Origin of the sequence: Gluconobacter sp. P1D12_c, from assembly GCF_018812105.1 — a bacterium.
Lineage (GTDB): Bacteria > Pseudomonadota > Alphaproteobacteria > Acetobacterales > Acetobacteraceae > Gluconobacter > Gluconobacter oxydans_A.
Genome location: NZ_JACSIQ010000006.1, coordinates 98,082 through 113,989, shown reverse-complemented (window position 1 = coordinate 113,989; position 15,908 = coordinate 98,082). Strand labels below are relative to the sequence as shown.

The 15,908-nt window shown below is 54.0% G+C and carries 12 protein-coding genes and 1 riboswitch; of the genes, 6 read left to right on the top strand and 6 right to left on the bottom strand.

What is annotated here, in order from left to right; all coding sequences use genetic code 11:
* Window positions 1-5 precede the first annotated feature (5 nt).
* From KP705_RS08570 to KP705_RS08555, 4 genes are all read left to right on the top strand, one after another.
* A complete protein-coding gene (locus KP705_RS08570; protein WP_046900465.1) occupies window positions 6-3,116 on the top strand; it encodes an efflux RND transporter permease subunit in 3,111 nt (1,036 codons plus the stop codon).
* Window positions 3,113-4,624 (top strand): efflux transporter outer membrane subunit, encoded by a 1,512-nt coding sequence (locus tag KP705_RS08565; RefSeq protein WP_046900464.1) that lies wholly within the window; start codon window positions 3,113-3,115, stop codon window positions 4,622-4,624. The genes KP705_RS08570 and KP705_RS08565 overlap by 4 nt, the downstream gene beginning before the upstream one ends.
* A gap of 384 nt (window positions 4,625-5,008) precedes the next feature.
* The gene (locus KP705_RS08560) at window positions 5,009-7,072 is read left to right on the top strand and encodes a hypothetical protein (RefSeq protein WP_152659215.1); all 2,064 of its coding nucleotides are present in this window, start codon (window positions 5,009-5,011) and stop codon (window positions 7,070-7,072) included.
* Window positions 7,073-7,303: 231 nt separating this feature from the next.
* On the top strand, window positions 7,304-8,815 hold the full coding sequence (locus tag KP705_RS08555; RefSeq protein WP_046900462.1) for a glycosyltransferase family 2 protein: 1,512 nt from the start codon (window positions 7,304-7,306) through the stop codon (window positions 8,813-8,815).
* Window positions 8,816-8,875: 60 nt separating this feature from the next.
* On the opposite strand, the gene ribH is transcribed toward KP705_RS08555, so the two are convergent.
* From ribH to KP705_RS08525, 6 genes are all read right to left on the bottom strand, one after another.
* Window positions 8,876-9,355, bottom strand: coding sequence for a 6,7-dimethyl-8-ribityllumazine synthase (ribH, locus tag KP705_RS08550; protein ID WP_046900461.1), 480 nt, complete (start codon window positions 9,353-9,355; stop codon window positions 8,876-8,878).
* Complete coding sequence (locus KP705_RS08545) at window positions 9,352-10,605, bottom strand: bifunctional 3,4-dihydroxy-2-butanone-4-phosphate synthase/GTP cyclohydrolase II (RefSeq protein WP_046900460.1); 1,254 nt, start codon at window positions 10,603-10,605, stop codon at window positions 9,352-9,354. Before KP705_RS08545 ends, ribH begins: the two co-directional genes overlap by 4 nt.
* Complete coding sequence (locus KP705_RS08540; RefSeq protein ID WP_046900459.1) at window positions 10,602-11,240, bottom strand: riboflavin synthase; 639 nt, start codon at window positions 11,238-11,240, stop codon at window positions 10,602-10,604. The genes KP705_RS08545 and KP705_RS08540 overlap by 4 nt, the downstream gene beginning before the upstream one ends.
* Entirely contained in the window at window positions 11,222-12,256 is a 1,035-nt protein-coding gene (ribD, locus tag KP705_RS08535; RefSeq protein ID WP_046900961.1) for a bifunctional diaminohydroxyphosphoribosylaminopyrimidine deaminase/5-amino-6-(5-phosphoribosylamino)uracil reductase RibD, read from the bottom strand. Before ribD ends, KP705_RS08540 begins: the two co-directional genes overlap by 19 nt.
* Window positions 12,257-12,376: 120 nt before the next feature.
* A riboswitch (FMN riboswitch) is annotated at window positions 12,377-12,538 on the bottom strand.
* 184 nt (window positions 12,539-12,722) lie between these two features.
* Entirely contained in the window at window positions 12,723-12,914 is a 192-nt protein-coding gene (locus KP705_RS08530; RefSeq protein ID WP_046900458.1) for an entericidin A/B family lipoprotein, read from the bottom strand.
* A gap of 141 nt (window positions 12,915-13,055) precedes the next feature.
* Window positions 13,056-14,072: a DUF563 domain-containing protein gene (locus KP705_RS08525; RefSeq protein WP_235271747.1), complete on the bottom strand. Its 1,017-nt coding sequence runs from the start codon at window positions 14,070-14,072 to the stop codon at window positions 13,056-13,058.
* Between the two features lie 197 nt (window positions 14,073-14,269).
* Between KP705_RS08525 and KP705_RS08520 the strand changes: the two genes are divergently transcribed.
* Entirely contained in the window at window positions 14,270-15,202 is a 933-nt protein-coding gene (locus tag KP705_RS08520; RefSeq protein ID WP_046900960.1) for a ribose-phosphate pyrophosphokinase, read from the top strand.
* A 27-nt stretch (window positions 15,203-15,229) separates the two neighbouring features.
* A complete protein-coding gene (locus tag KP705_RS08515) occupies window positions 15,230-15,835 on the top strand; it encodes a histidine phosphatase family protein (RefSeq protein ID WP_215764310.1) in 606 nt (201 codons plus the stop codon).
* Window positions 15,836-15,908: the final 73 nt, after the last annotated feature.

The window sequence follows — 15,908 nt, the reverse complement described above, 5'->3', positions numbered from 1 at the left end:
CCATCATGATCGAACGTTTTATCTCTTGGTGCTTTGTGCGCCGGAACATCGTCTTCTTTGCCGCCGTTTTGCTTGCCGTCATGGGAAGCATTGCGTGGCGTATCCTGCCTGTTGAAGCCTATCCGGACCTTGGGTCTGTCAGCGTTTTCGTGACGACCCAGCAGTCTGGTCTGGCCGCGGAGGAAATGGAGCAGCAGGTCACGATTCCACTGGAGCGCATGCTTGCCAGCGTTCCTGGTGTTTCGGACAGCCGCTCCACCAGCACCTTTGGGCTCTCCCTCATCACGTTGATTTTCCGGGATGGGACGGATGTGTTCTGGGCCCGGCAGCAGGTTGAAACCATTCTTGCCAGCAACCCGCTTTCCAACGGTGCACAGCCTTCTCTGGGACCAATTTCTGGCCCGACGGGCGAAATCTATCGCTATACGCTGGAATCAGACGACAAGAACCTGATGCAACTGTCGGACGTTCAGAAATGGACGGTTATTCCGGCAATTTTGCACGTTCCTGGTGTTGTAAGCGTCAATAATTTCGGTGGCTTCACGCGAGAATATCAGCTCGTTCTCAAGCCTTCCTCCCTGTTCCGCTATCACATCGGCCTAGAAGATATTCTGTCCGCGATCCGGAACAACAATATTAACGCAGGTGGTGGTCGGGTCACGCGAGGCGAGCAGTCCTATATCGTCCGCGGTGTAGGCATGATCCACTCCCTGGAGGACATGGGGAATATTGTGGTTGCCCAGCGCGATGGCGTGCCTGTTCTGGTGCGTGATCTGGGAACCATCCAGTTCGGGCATCAGGTCCGCGAGGGCATTCTGGGCAAGGACCATAACCCCGATACCATCGAGGGCGTGGTCACCATGCTGAGTGGTGAGAATCCGTCTATAGTGCTGGAAAACCTGCACCAGACGGTTGCGAAGCTTCAGACACAGCTCGCCCCTCAGCACATCCGCGTCGTTCCCTATATTGATCGCGACAATCTGGTTCTCTCCACGACCCACAAGGTCACGGAGACCATGATTGAGGGTATTCTCCTTGTAGGCGTAATCCTGACGCTATTTCTGGGAAGCCCCCGCAGTGCCATTGTCACGGCCATTACCATTCCACTGGCGCTGTCAGTTGTCTTCACCCTGATGCATTTCCTCGGCATGTCGGCGAACTTGTTCTCGCTGGGTGCGGTCGATTTTGGTGTGATTGTCGATGGTGCCATCGTCATTACCGAGACGATCCTGCGTGTTAGAGAAGAACGACCGACCGAAGCTCTGAATTCCCAGGAAGTACTGACCGTCGCGAAGCGGGCAGGTCATGCCATCTTCTCCTCAACGCTCGTCATTATCCTCGCTTACAGCCCGCTCTTTGCTTTTGAAGGAAGTGAAGGGAAGCTGTTCCGGCCGATGGCTTATACTGTCAGCTTCGCTCTGCTGGGTGCCCTCCTGTGTGCTCTGGCGCTGATTCCGTCTCTCAGCTTTCTGGCGCTGCGCAAACCACGGCATATCTGGCATAATCGCCCGCTGGAGTGGCTGCATGGGCGCTATATTCACTGGCTTGGCCATTTCATTGATCGTCCGCTGATTGCTTATGGCGCTGGTCTTGGTGCCCTCGTGGCCGTCGTGTTTCTGGGAATCAGCATTGGCAGAGAGTTCCTTCCCGATCTCGATGAAGGCGCCCTATGGTTGCAGGTGCAGATGCCGACCGGAATTTCGATGGAAAAAGGCGAGCAGATCGCCAATGAACTTCGAAGCGCCGTCCGGGAATTTCCAGAAACCTCCTACGCCATCACACAGCTTGGTCGCTCCGACGACGGTACTGATCCTTGGACGCCGTCTCATATTGAGATGCCGGTTGGCCTGAAATCCTATGATCAGTGGCCATCAGGTGAGACGAAAGCCCAGTTTGTTCAGCGTCTGCATGCACGATTGTTGAAAATTCCGGGCATCGAATTTGGCATCAGTCAGCCGATCGAAGACAACATGAGCGATCTGGTTGGTGGTGCGCATAGCCCGCTCGTGCTTCGCGTTTATGGAAATGACTTCGAAGAGCTGCGTCGCGTTGGCCAGCAGATTGTCAATGTGCTGCATCAGGTTCCGGGAACAACGGAAGCTTCCATTTTCCAGGAACCGCGCATTCCGCAGATTGATGTTACGGCTGACCGACTGGCGGCAGCTCGCTATGGCATCAACATTTCTGATATTTCAGATGCTGTGTCCTATGCGATCGGTGATGCACCAATTTCCACGGTGTATGAGGATGACCGCTTCTACAATGCTACACTGCGTATCCCTCGAAAGGATGCACAGGACCTGCAAAGCCTGTCGCAGTTCCCCCTCCTGACGGCGCAGGGGGCTTACGTTCCACTGTCTCAGGTGGCCCGCGTAAACCTGCGCATGGGTGAAAGCAATATTGCCCATGAGCTCAGCCATCGTCAGATCACTATCCGTGTCGATAATGGCGAACGCCCGCTGTCACAGTATCTTGCTGATGCTCAGGCCCGCATTGAACAGTCTGTGCATTACGACAAGCAGAAGTACACTTTGGAATGGGCAGGCACATTCCAGCAGCAGGAACGCGCGCAGAAGCGTCTTGCCGTTGCTCTGGCCGTCATGTTTGCCATGATGCTGGTGCTGCTGTTCATCGAGTTCGGTAAAATTCGCCAGGCACTGCTTATTCTGAGCGTTGTTCCGCTCGCGACGCTGGGTGGCCTGATTGCGCTGCATGTGCGTGGAGAGACCCTGAATATCGCTACAGCTGTGGGCTTTATCGCCCTTTTCGGTGTGGCGGTGCAGAACGGCATCATCATGATCTCAAGCATCAACCGACATCGCGCCGAAGGCCGTTCTGTACGGGATGCCACAATCATTGGTGCTGGTGAGCGTTTCCGTCCGGTTCTGATGACGGCCACCGTTGCAAGCGCCGGCATGCTTCCGGCAGCACTGGCAACCGGCGTTGGCACGGACGTGCAGCGTGGGCTTGCAACAGTCGTTGTAGGTGGGCTTGGGATTGCCACACTGCTGACCCTCTTTGCATTGCCCGTCTATTTCAGTGAGCTTGAAATGTGGGTGGAGCGTCGGGATGCCCGTCGTCCGCGACCGTCTGAAGAGAATGGAGCCCCGACATGAAGCGGGTTCTTAAAAATACGACCGCCCTTCTGGGGTCAGTTCTGATATCGGCCTGTGCAGTCGGTCCGGATTTTCATCGTCCGGACCTTCCAAAAGATGTGAACTATCAAGCTACGCCGCTCGCCAGGACGGCTGGCAATTCCCAAAGCGGGACAGGAGTGGCTCAACACTTCCAAAGTGGCGTGGACGTTCCTGGAAAGTGGTGGGAAGTCTTCCGCAACCCGCAGCTCAATACGCTTGTTGAGCAGGCTCTGGCCAACAACCAGTCCATGAAAGCGATGCAGACAGGGTTAAAGTCTGCATGGGAGCAACGGCGGATTGAAGGGGCTGGGCTCTATCCAACGGTCTCGGCTTCCTTTAATCCTACTCGCAATAAGACCTCACGCGTCTACTCTCCGGTTCCGAACAACAATACCTGGCTGTATAATGTTCATACCGCTCAGCTGACGATCGGATATGTTCCGGATCTCTGGGGTGGAACACGGCGGGCCATTGAGGCCGCGGGCGCGCAGGCCGAAATTCAGAAATTTCAGCTTGAAGCTACTGCCCTTACCCTGATCTCCGATCTGGTGAGCGCTACAATTGATGAGGCCACGCTTCGTGCGCAGATCGAAGCGACACAGGATCTAATTGCCAGCCAGAAATCGGCTCTCAAGCTGATTACGGCCCGACAAAAGTTCGGAGATGCTTCCGAGCAGGACATGGTGGCGCAGCTTGCTTCGGTGGCACAGCTTGAAGCTACCCTTCCCTCTCTGAATCTTCAGTTGGCTCAAACCCGGGATCAGTTAGCTGTTTTGGTTGGGGTGGCACCCAATACTCCGCTGCCGACCTTCAGGCTGGAACAGTTTACGCTTCCGCAGACATTGCCAGTCTCCCTGCCCTCAGATCTTTTGAATCAACGACCGGATATTCGGGCGGCACAGGCACAGATCCAGTCTGCAAGTGCGCAGATTGGTGTTGCGATCGCCAACCGGTTGCCCAACGTGCAGCTCAGTGCCCTTCCGGGGCAAGCCGTCGGGACCATGAGCGACTTCTTCAAACCCGGATATGGAAACTGGACGATCGCTGCAACTGTCATGCAGCCAATCTTCCAAGGCGGCTCCCTGCTGCATGCCGAGCGGCAGGCACGTGATAACCTGCTACAGGCCAACGAGACCTATAAGGCCACAGTTTTGAGTGCCATTCAGGACGTCGCGGACAGCCTTCATGCACTGGACTTTGATGCTGATGCGTTGATGGCGAATGAGAGCGCCTATAATGCTACAGGAAAAAGTCTGAAGATTGCTCAGGCTCAGCTTCGCTTGGGAGACGTCAGTGAGCTGATGGTGCTTCAAGCCCAGCAGTCTCATGCTCAGGCGCGATTGGCCTATGTTCAGGCACAGGGCGCAAGATTTTCTGATAGTGTGGGTCTGTTCCAGTCCCTCGGCGGCGGCTGGTGGAACCGTAATGACCTGGGGATGACTCCTGAAGCACAGAAAGCTCTCGGAAAGTCTCTGCTGCCCTGGTAATTTTTTGTGCCAAAATCATCTTTTACCATGACAGCGTCTTTGACTTTTGAGGCTGAGACGCTGTCATGGTAACTAAATTCAGAGCCAGTACGGCATTGTTTTGCCAACATATTCTTCTTGGTCTCTCTCGTCCTGTCATCATAAATTTTAGACGAGATGCCGTGGCACGCAGCATGACGTCTTACTGCATCTCCACCACCTTCGATTCAGGAATACTCCCTATTTTCCGATCGGGAAAACGTTTGAAGCACGTGAGGCACAGGAACCTCTGATGTCCTGACATCAGCTTCTAATTGACTTTTTGAATAAAAAATGCATTAATTAGGGCATTATAGGAATAGTGTATTCCTGTATAATATTTTCCTTAAAATAAATGGTTTCAATATGGATTTAAATTTTCCAAGGAAACCGGGTTTCCTTATTGCTGTTTTGTCACTTCTTTCTGGAGTGATCGGATATTCCCCTTCTTTTGCCGGGGATGTTCCACTTTATTACAAGACACATACAGGCTCTATTGCCCCTGTTACCGTGGGGACAGGTGTAAATTCGCAGGGCTATCCAGTTGTCCCTACATATAAAGGCAAAGACGGGGCGTGGCATTCCACAACTGTTATTGCCCAAGTCTGCGGAACAAATGCCGATGGCACTCCTGTTGCATGCAGTATAGCAGACCAACTTCCCTCAAGTGTCCTGACTACAGCAAAAATCAACGTACAGTCAGGCATTGCTGGCCTGAATGATCAGGCTCAGGTTACGGCTGGGGTAAACACAGCTTCACAAATTTTGACACAAGCAGGTTTATCTGAAGGGAATCAGGGGAGTATTCCCCTAAATCTGACGAGTAATGGCTGGCAGGGCGATGCTCCATCCCATCTCGCAGGACCACGAATTACTGTTGGTGTTTCCATGAACAATATGGCCGATCAAATGGCCATGTTTGGTGGGCATCGCCTGTACGATAGCGTTTTCAGTAAGTTCTATGCCCTTCCATATGGCGTTGGCGATAATGGGGGATGTGTTCATTCTTCAGTCATGACCTATGCCCCGGGAACGGGCGCTAACTGCGGTGCAGGAGGCTGGGACGCCGTCACGGAATACGAACTCGCAACCAACAATCCGCCTTGGTATATTGCTGGTGCAGATTTTCCTGATGAAAATGGAACGCCTCACAGTGTGACGTTTACAACATCTGGAGCGATTATTCGGCCGGCCCTGCCTGCAAGCTACACCGACTACATGCATTACCACATGCATGTTATGACCAATATTGTAGCTGGACCGACAATCTATTCAGGCGTGTCGCTGGATGGTGTGCAGGAACATCGTAATCAAGACCAACAGTTCTACGGGGGCACGCTGGAATCATGGAAAAATGATTCTGATAGTACTGGAACATTCACCCAGTTTACGATGACCGGACAATGGCAGCCCATCAGTGGTTCTGCGGTTGATAATGGGCATGTGCCGCAGGTTGGCACTCAAAACACAACCTCAGCCGCAGATCGAGTAGATGCGCTGGATCAAACCCAATATGCTGAATTTACACATCCTTTTATTGAGTTTGGAACGTACATCAAACACTTCACACGAAATACTAGCTGTGAAGTCATCGTTAAATCTGGAACAGATGGTGAAGCGATGAAACGGCTGGGCCCTTCTCGCAAATGCGATGAAGAACTCGATAACTGGTATCATGGGCCAGACTACGGCGCGACCATGCATGGCCTGACCATCGGGGCCGGATTCGACAATAAGGTAAGCCAGGATAGCTATGGTCTTGCCGTCGCAGGCCTTTGGCCAGAAGGTATTCGGACATGGCTGGGCTCTGACGGAATAGATTTCGATGGAGACGCTTATAAAGTTGGCTCCCGGATCGGTTCAGCCGCTGTTGTTGGCGCAAAAAAAATGATTGCTGAGTACTGGCAGGAGCCGACAGCAAACATTGGGTACCTGGAGAGCGTCAAACTTTGGTCTCAAACTGATACTCTTTCAGAGACCAATAATGCTAATACGGGTGGAACAGCCGCAAATGGTATGGATGTTTCCTATTGGTTTGGTCCACGCCAGTCATCTTCCTCATTTAACATAGACGGTACATTTGAAGCAGCGATTGCCTTCAATCCTGGCTGGGCCAAAAATGGTCTGGCTTTGTGCGGATCTAATGCTGCATCGTTTGATATGACATCTTCAGGAACTGCGTGCCTCACGGTCGATAGCTGGGCTAATACGTCGACAACCGGCTCCTTGGCAGTAGGTAATGGTTTGACTGTGAGCAGTGGCACAACAACACTCAAGGATGTAGTAGCTACGTCTTATAAAGAAGCGTTGAGAACCCCAGCTTCCAGCTCAGCACCCTGTCAGGCGGGAGAATTTTCTGATGATGAAAACTACCATTATGTCTGTGTTGCAGACAATTCATGGAAGAGAGTTGCGTTAAGTTCATTTTAGTTTTTTAAATATTTGTATTGTGAGCGGGTTTAACTATTTTTTTTATTCGCGCACACAAAAAGTCTCTTACTAATCTTGGGTCATGTGTCTTTATCCTCCTGTTTTCTACTGGATAAAGACATCCCTATAGGGCTTCCCCTACGAGGAGAGTCTCGGGTATGCAGACAGACAGCATCTGGTTGCCTTATTTTTGCAGCGCCGGGTCTCTCAAGCTGAGGAGTGCTTTTTCCTATGGTGCCGTCATCTGTAGCTATCGCCCTTTTCGTCAAGAATGAATTTTCTGACATTGCAGGATGGATTGCCTGGCACCTTGGCCTGGGAGTGAAGACCCTATTCATTTTTGATGATCACTCCACAGACGGAACATGGGAAATCATTCAGGCTGCGGCCAAGTCCTTTAATATTCGTGCTTTTCAAACCGACCCGGTAGCAGAACCCGATTTCTACTGGCGTCAGCGCAACTGCTTTATGCAGGCTGCCGAAATGGCCAAAGGGCATTATGCTTGGCTCGGGTTTCTGGACGGCGATGAATATGTTTACTTTCGTCACGCAGACAGCCTTCCAGAATTCCTTGAACGCTTCCCCCATGCCGATGGGCTCGCGTTAAGCTGGCGTATTCAAGGGAGCTCCGGACGGGTCGTCCGCCCCCGTAAAATGACAGTCGAAGCCTTCACTCAGCATTCGACGCCAGAGTTGGGTGACAATGTTCTCGTCAAAAGCTTTGTCAGACCGGAATGCATGGGCGACACGTATCATAACCCACATTGGTTTGACGTCCCGGCAGAACGCTATGTCAGACCTAATGGCAAATATGTTCCTTCAGCAAATGCCGTGCAGGAAATCGACTGGGAAGATGCTTTTGTCCTGCATTACATCTGCCGCAGCATGGAACACTACATCCAGCGCATCAAACGTCGCCTGAATGCTGATCTCAGTGATAGCCTCGGCTACTGGGACCATTTTGATCGCAATGATGTTGAGGACTTTGAGCCTCTTCGGTTTATTCCAAAAATCCGCCCGATTCAGGTCAGCATTAATCGAAATATGGTCGCGCGCGCTATTGACGATTTGAGAAAGCAATATCCCCCTACAGTAGCAATTTCAGATTACGAGGGTGAAATACTGGAATCCCGCGTTTTCAGCATTCACTCTGCATATTTTGAGACACAGCTCTGTGTTGATGCCAGTACGGGAGATGTCTGCCACGCTTCTCCTGCGGGGATGTCCGAACGTAATTTTTTACCTGTATATGGTGCGATTTTCCCTGATACACCCGATTTGATTACGTTCTTCGTACGAGATGGCGTGCATGTCGAGCATAACCGAGTTCTAAAAATTTTTGGCGATGATAGAGTTTTCAGTGAACTGACCTATCAGATTTCGAAAAGTATACAGGACAAGCCTGAAGGAACAGCGCTGAAAACAACTCTTTCTGGCGAATATCTCTGCTTCATTCTTCCTCATAATGGTATCGGACGGGTAGAAGCCAATCGCAGGCAGGCAAAGGACTGGGAAGAAGTGTTACTCAGGCCTGAATTTAATGTCACTTATAACTGGCAGAGAATAACGGCATCTTTACCAACATCTGGAAAGATGACGTTTGATTCTTTGATCACTTGGCTACGGAATGAAAAAGACGCTCCAAGCGTCTATCTTTTCCTGAAGATGATTGCTCTTCTGTCACCAAGTGATCGCGAGAAACTTCATAGACATGTTCCCGGACTTCTCTGGGGATTTATTTGAAATTGAAAATACCGGGCCAAGGGATCACTCACCCAAGGCCCAGGATATAAAAAGCTGGTTTTAGGCTGAAACCGGCACGTTCCGAAGGAAAGCTACGCTTTCTACGCAGGCCGCAGCAGCTTCACGGCCTTTGTTCTCAGCATCTTCGTGTGAACGGGCAACAGCCTGTGCTTCGGTGTAAGTTGTCAGGATACCAAACGCGATCGGCACTTCCGTTGCGAGTTGTGCCTGCATGATACCGATGGTCGCACCCAGCGAGATAAACTCAAAATGGGCGGTGTCTCCCTTTATGACGCAGCCGAGGCAGATCACGCCTTCATATTTGCCCGATTTGGCCAGTCTCTGAGCAAGAAGCGGCAGCTCAAATGCACCAGGAGCATCATAGACGTCCACATCCGTGATGCCGCGCTCTTCCATCCATTCGAGCGCCCCATTCTTCAGGCCACCTGTGATACCAGTGTTAAAACGGCTGACGATGATCGCCATTTTGGGGGCTGGAGAAAGGCGCAGGTCAGGGGCGACGGGGATATGCTTGCTCATGCGGGCTGTTCCTGGAGAAAATGGCCCATCCGCGTCCGCTTGGTGGCGAGATAGGCCCGGTTAAAAGGGTTGGCTTCAATTTCCAGCCGCTCGCGGGACTGCACATCAAAACCGAACCGAACAAGATTGGATTCCTTGTCCGGATTGTTCGTCAGAAGGCGAAGGGAGGTGACGCCCAGATGCCGGAGCAGGTCAGCGGCTGCATCCCATTCACGGGCATCCGCGGGCAGGCCCAGAGCCTCGTTTGCCTCTACTGTGTCCATGCCGCCATCCTGAAGCTCATAGGCCCGGATCTTGTTGGCAAGGCCAATGCCCCGGCCTTCATGACCGCGCATATAAACCAGCACGCCACATTCAGAGGCCGAGATCCGCTCAAGAGCCTCCCGAAGCTGAGCGCCGCAATCGCACCGCAAAGAACCCAATGCGTCACCCGTGACACATTCTGAGTGCAGTCGAACCAGCGGGATTCCCTGAGAAGGATCTCCCTTCACGAGGGCCACGTGTTCGACACCGTCTACGGCCCGGAAAGCATGGATCTTCAGATCATGGCCGCCGAAAATGCTGGGAAGAGCAGATACAGCCACCATTTCACCGGTAGTAGGGACTGGTGTGCTGATCAGTTGAGCATCATTCACGGAGCCACGCCCGTGCTCGCGGCACCACTCCTGCAAGTCCGCAATACTGACGACTGGCATTCCATGCTTTGCAGCGAAGCGGCGTAGTTCGGGCAGGCGCATCATGCTCCCGTCGTCCGCCATGATTTCGCAGATCACGCCCGCAGGCTCGAGGCCAGCGAGGCGCGCAATATCGATCGACCCTTCCGTGTGACCGTTACGGGCAATCACACCCTCTGGATGCGCGCGCAGAGGAAAGATGTGGCCCGGCGAGATGACATCGGCTGCTGTGGCGTCAGGGCTCGCAGCAACAACGATTGTCCGGGCACGGTCTGCGGCCGAAATGCCAGTGGTTACGCCTGTAGCCGCCTCAATGGAGACTGTGAAGGCCGTGCCCCGCGGGTCACGGTTGCGGCTGACCATAGGTGGTAGACCAAGACGGTCCACCTGCTCAGCTTCCAAAGGAAGGCAAACCAGACCCCGCGCTTCACGCACCATGAAATTGATGGCTTCCGGTGTAGCGAACTGCGCCGCCATAACCAGATCGCCCTCATTTTCACGGTTCTCGTCATCAACCATGACGACCATGCCACCTGCGCGAATGGCTTCAATGGCAGCTTTCAGGGATGGCTTCATGACGCAACCTTTCCAAGTGTAGGCGAGAAGCGCAGCAGGTTTTCGACGTACTTGGAGAGTACATCGACCTCCACGTTCATGCGTGTTCCGACTGTGAGGGACGAGAGGTTCGTATGGTCCCAGGTATGAGGGATGATTGTCAGACCAACCTCAAATCCGGACTGGTTTCCCCGAACAACATCATCATGCAGTTCGTTAACCGTCAGGCTGATCCCATCGAACGTGATGGAGCCTTTTTCCACGACATACTGGCGCAGGGCCTGTGGGACGAAAATGCGGAGGGCGTAAGAGTCTCCGGATTTTTCGACACTGGCAAACGTCGCAACATTATCGACATGTCCCTGCACGATATGCCCGGACAATCGGGTATTGGCTGCGACCGCACGTTCCAGATTAACGCGGGAACCGGCTTTGAGCTGCTCCAGAGGCGTCCGGGAGAGAGTTTCGCCGCTCAGATGGAATGTTGCCACGCCAGCCGCATCAAACGTCTCAACCGTCAGACAGACGCCATTCACTGCGACGCTTTCGCCTAGCTCAAGATCCAGAAAGCCCGTCTCGACGGTCAGGTCCATGGCCTTGTCACGGAGGGATACGGCTTTGACAGTACCCAGACGCTCTATGATTCCAGAGAACATGCGCTTTCCCTCAGCAGTCGTAGCGGGCTCTCGTCCCGCGATTGAAGTTCGATGTGATCAGTGTCGCCGTCTTTGCGGATGGTCAGCCAGTCGTCCCATAGACCAGCGTCGGACACTGTTTTCAGAAGAGATGGACCGGCTTCAACCATGGCCCAGTTCACGCCGCGCTCGGCCAGCATGGCAGGGACAGAGAGAAGGTCAGGACTGACCAGAACCGTGAACCCGGCCTGTTCCATCCCGTTTTTCCAGTCTGCGGGCAGACGCCCCTGCCGATCACACACCACAAGAAGGCGTGGGCCGCGATCCGCGTGATCTGCTACCCGACGCACCGTAAAGCGCGGCTTGTCAGCCAGCACGGTCCCGACGCCCGTGATGATGGCATCGGTAGCTCGGCGGAGACGATGAGCCAGCGTCAGTGAGGCTTCGGACGTGAACGTCGTCTGTCCCATCGGCGGAATCATCGTACCATGTGAATCCAGAGCCTGCTTGACGCTGATCCACGGACGATGACGAACGACGCGGCTCAGGAAAGGCGCCAGAAGGGCACGGCAATCGCGCTCAAGATCAGCCATTTCCGGAACATCCGAAAGGAATGTCACGCTGCGCCCGTTCGGCATCTCCCGCAGCCGCTCTGCGCCGCCTGCAGCCTGCGGATTAGGGTCAGCAACGCCGATCCAGACATGCTCGACGGGACTATTGCGGAGCGCTTCACTGCAGGGAGGTGTACGCCCCGTGTGATTGCAGGGCTCAAGCGTCACAATCGCGGTGCGCACATCGCCCAGAACGCCGGCATCGCGAGCCTGTGCAAGAGCCATTGCCTCCGCATGAGGCTGCCCGACCCTCGGATGAACGCCGACGGTGAGAACACGACCTTCTGCATCGAGCAGTGCACATCCGACAGACGGATTGGGAGAGGTTGCTCCCAACGTGTCGGCCGCATGGTCAAGGGCCAAGCGAAATCCTGCTCGGACCTGGCTTGCGCTCGCTGCGCTGGAAAAGGTGGTTTGTTTCAACAAGGCTGCGGTCACGGTCCCATTATTCGGGACGTTCGCAGGGCGCACGCCGCCCTCAGCCGATGCTCGCGGTAGAAAAGTGCGAAGATGCACGCTCCTCCCACCCGAGCAATCGGGCAAGTGCTGCGTTCTCTCTCATCCGGACTATGACCGTCGGCTCCGGAGTCTCACCGGATCTGCTTGACCCTTCCTATCCATGGATAAGAAGGCGCTCGCGGGCTTAGGAGGGACCGAAATCCCTTCAATACCGCCGGTGGGGAGTTTCACCCCGCCCCGAGAACGTCTGTTCAGTCAGGAATATGAGACCGGGAAATCACAGATTACAAGTGGAATCGAACACAAAGAGACGTGAAAACTGCTTATGTGTCATATTTCGTGATCTTGTAGGTTTTCTTAAGCCCCATAGAAAAAGCCGCCAGAGAGGACTCTGACGGCTTTTTTTACTGTTCTCTCTAAAGAGAGACAGCAATCAGTGCGTGGAAGCATCCGTGTGACGCTGAATGGCGTCCTGCGTTGCGTTCGCACCGCGAGACACATTGTGGCCCACGGAGCTGACGTCCTGACCAGCACCCCGAACAGTGTTGCAGGCCGAGAGAGAAACGGCGGCACCAGACAGTAGCGTCAGGGAAAGTGCAACACGGGCGACGGACTTGATGGACATTGGGTATAACTCCTTGAAGAAGCGTTCGATATCGAAACGCTATTCGCGGAGGAAAGTTCATCCGCGAGAAGACGTTTGTATGGCCCAATTGTTTCAAAATGAAACAGCGCTCGACCGCATCTTTCCAGCGTCTCGTTCCGGTTAGCCCAAGGTGAAATCCGCCAGTTCATCTGCGAGTTTCTCCGGGTCAGGGATACGGTAGTTCATTTGGAAACCACCTCCAGCCCCGACAGGCTCCAGGCCAGAACTATCGTACAGATAGCGGGCCTGATTGTTGTTCGCCTTATCGACCAGACACTGGTTCGCCCACATATCCGGGCTATGTGCCAGCGTCACAACCCTTCGCTGTGGGAAAAAGATGCTCGTATGAAGACAGGCATCATTATAACCAATCACGAGGGGATTTGAGGCCCAGAGCTTGAGCTGATCCCGGAAAGTCATTTGGCTGGGATAAACAGTCCCTATTCCTTTTGCTCTCAATGCCGCCGTTAGAACGGACTCATTTTCTACCCTGACGTTGCCCTGAGAGAGTTTCTCCTGCGAGAAAAAGAGAACGCGTCCCGGGTGATCCTGCGCACCTTCGGGTAAAATCTTTCGCCCGATGCTGTGAGCCAGATCTGCGAAGACATCATGAACGAGTGACAGCTCTTCAAATGCAGCCGCTGCAACCGTTATCCGTGGAAAGCGCGCAGGTGACAGAACCTGCATGAAGTGATCTTCAGTCAGATCAAGCGCCGTCACGATCGTCCGAAAATAGCTTTGTGCCATCAACTGAGCGAGAGGCTGCGGGCTGCTGAAAACGAGCTTCAGCCGTGAGCGTGCGTAGGGAGGAAGACTCCACAGGCGGGACAATACGTTGGCAAAAAAATAGAGGTAGGACGGATTAATGTTTCCAAGGAAAAAATAATCGAACTTGTCGCTCAGGGCTGGGCAATCCGGGAGGTCAGGGTAATCCTGGGAGCAGAGAGGTGTATGGAGTGAGCCCGCGCCCGTATAGAGCATCGCCTCAGGAACGCTTCGGCCCGAAGGTTCGAAAAGTCCCCACTGCGGGGCCGTTCCAGGCGGGACAAAGACAGCATTCCTGACATCCCGCTGACTTGGGAGGTCCTGAATCAGAAGTCTCCGGCCAACAAAACCCGTACAGTCTTTCAGGGCCATATTCCGACCTTTCCTGAAGCTTGAAGCAGCCTCCATCAGGCCGCGCAGACAGTTCTTGAATGTGTTTCGCTTGCATCGGTCAGCACATCAAGCCCAACTTCCGCGCAAAGAATGGCTCAGAACTGATGACAGCAGGGGGGTGCGCTGTTAGAAAGCGCGCAATTCTCCCCCTGACGGATACCAGACGAGGCCGTTTCATGAAGATCGTTGCCTGCAACAGTAATCTGCCGCTGGCTCGTGCGGTGGCGAGTGAACTACGGCTGCCCGTGTGCAAAACCGTGGTCAAGCGCTTCGCGGATGGCGAAGTCTTTGTCGAAATTCAGGAAAACGTCCGTGGTGAAGACGTTTTCGTGGTGCAGAGCACCTGCATGCCGACAAACGATCACCTGATGGAACTGCTGGTGATGCTGGACGCACTGCGTCGTGGATCTGCCCGCCGGGTAACGGCTGTCATGCCGTATTTCGGATATGCCCGACAGGATCGTAAGTCCGGCCCGCGTACACCGATCAGCGCGAAGCTGGTTGCCAACCTTCTGACGGAAGCCGGCGCCAACCGTATCCTGACGATGGATCTGCACGCCATGCAAATCCAGGGGTTCTTCGATATTCCGACGGACAACCTGTACGCGGCTCCGCTCTTCGTGCGGGACCTCAAAACGCGCCTTCCGGACCGGGAACTCATGATCGTGTCTCCTGATGTTGGCGGCGTTGTTCGCGCACGTCAGCTTGCACAGCGTCTGAACGTTGACCTGGCCATCATCGACAAGCGCCGTGAACGCGCAGGCGTGTCAGAAGTCATGAACGTGATTGGCGATGTCTCGGGACGGTATTGTGTGCTGGTAGACGACATTGTGGACAGTGGCGGATCGCTCTGTAACGCGGCCAATGCTCTCATGAGCCGGGGCGCAGAAGGCGTGGAAGCTTATGTCACTCACGGCGTTCTGACTGGTAATGCCTGCGAGCGCGTGAAAAACAGTCCCTTGAACATGCTGACCCTGACGGACAGCATCCCCGCTACCCAGGCGCTGCTCGATACGCCAAACATTCGCCAGATTACGACTGCTAATCTTCTGGCTCGCGCCATGAGCGCTGTTGCAGACGAAAGCTCGGTTTCCTCTCTCTTCGACTAAGCTTTCCCATCTCTGGAGGTTTCATCCATGCCGAAGATCCTGACCAAGCCTTACTGGTATCTCCGGCACGGTGAAACGGATTGGAACCTCAGAGGTCTCTCCCAGGGCCGAACAGACATCCCCCTGAATTCTACGGGGCTCGCACAGGCCGTCCGAGCAGGACAGATTTTCGCGGATATGTTCCGGAAGGGAGAAAATCCCTTCGATCGGATTATCGCTTCTCCCTTATCTCGCGCTCTTGTCACTGCGGAATACACGCGCGATGCCATTCGAGACAGTGGAGGCCCTGACCTTCCTTTGATTATCGATCCGGAGCTCAAGGAAGTCTGCTTCGGAGTGCAGGAAGGGCAGCCCATGGGGGAATGGTACGATCCATGGATCGAAGACGGCTATACGCCCGAAGGCGCTGAAAGCTTCGCTACACTCCAGGCACGCGCTGTAGGGGCTGTTAACCGAGCGCTGCAAGCTGACGGAACCCCTCTCTTTGTCGCGCATGGCGCATTGTTCAGAAGCCTTCGCGCAGGAATGAGCCTGCCAGTCAATGTCCGTTTGCCAAATGCCGTTCCTCTGCATCTGACACCAGAGGTCACAGGATGGACAATCCGCGCATGTCTGCCGGAAATAGCTCAATAGTCTTTCTGCGTATCTGACGCGGGCAAGGTGTTTGCCCCTTGTGCGCAAGCGCAGGGACAATTAGGGCAGGAAG

Coding starts and splice junctions, on each gene's coding strand:
- KP705_RS08540 (WP_046900459.1), bottom strand. CDS start 11,240: ATGTTCTCTGGAATCATAGAGCGTCTGGGTACTGTCAAAGCCGTATCC.
- KP705_RS08515 (WP_215764310.1), top strand. CDS start 15,230: ATGCCGAAGATCCTGACCAAGCCTTACTGGTATCTCCGGCACGGTGAA.
- KP705_RS08555 (WP_046900462.1), top strand. CDS start 7,304: ATGGTGCCGTCATCTGTAGCTATCGCCCTTTTCGTCAAGAATGAATTT.
- KP705_RS08565 (WP_046900464.1), top strand. CDS start 3,113: ATGAAGCGGGTTCTTAAAAATACGACCGCCCTTCTGGGGTCAGTTCTG.
- KP705_RS08525 (WP_235271747.1), bottom strand. CDS start 14,072: ATGGCCCTGAAAGACTGTACGGGTTTTGTTGGCCGGAGACTTCTGATT.
- KP705_RS08560 (WP_152659215.1), top strand. CDS start 5,009: ATGGATTTAAATTTTCCAAGGAAACCGGGTTTCCTTATTGCTGTTTTG.
- KP705_RS08570 (WP_046900465.1), top strand. CDS start 6: ATGATCGAACGTTTTATCTCTTGGTGCTTTGTGCGCCGGAACATCGTC.
- KP705_RS08520 (WP_046900960.1), top strand. CDS start 14,270: ATGAAGATCGTTGCCTGCAACAGTAATCTGCCGCTGGCTCGTGCGGTG.
- ribH (WP_046900461.1), bottom strand. CDS start 9,355: ATGAGCAAGCATATCCCCGTCGCCCCTGACCTGCGCCTTTCTCCAGCC.
- KP705_RS08530 (WP_046900458.1), bottom strand. CDS start 12,914: ATGTCCATCAAGTCCGTCGCCCGTGTTGCACTTTCCCTGACGCTACTG.
- KP705_RS08545 (WP_046900460.1), bottom strand. CDS start 10,605: ATGAAGCCATCCCTGAAAGCTGCCATTGAAGCCATTCGCGCAGGTGGC.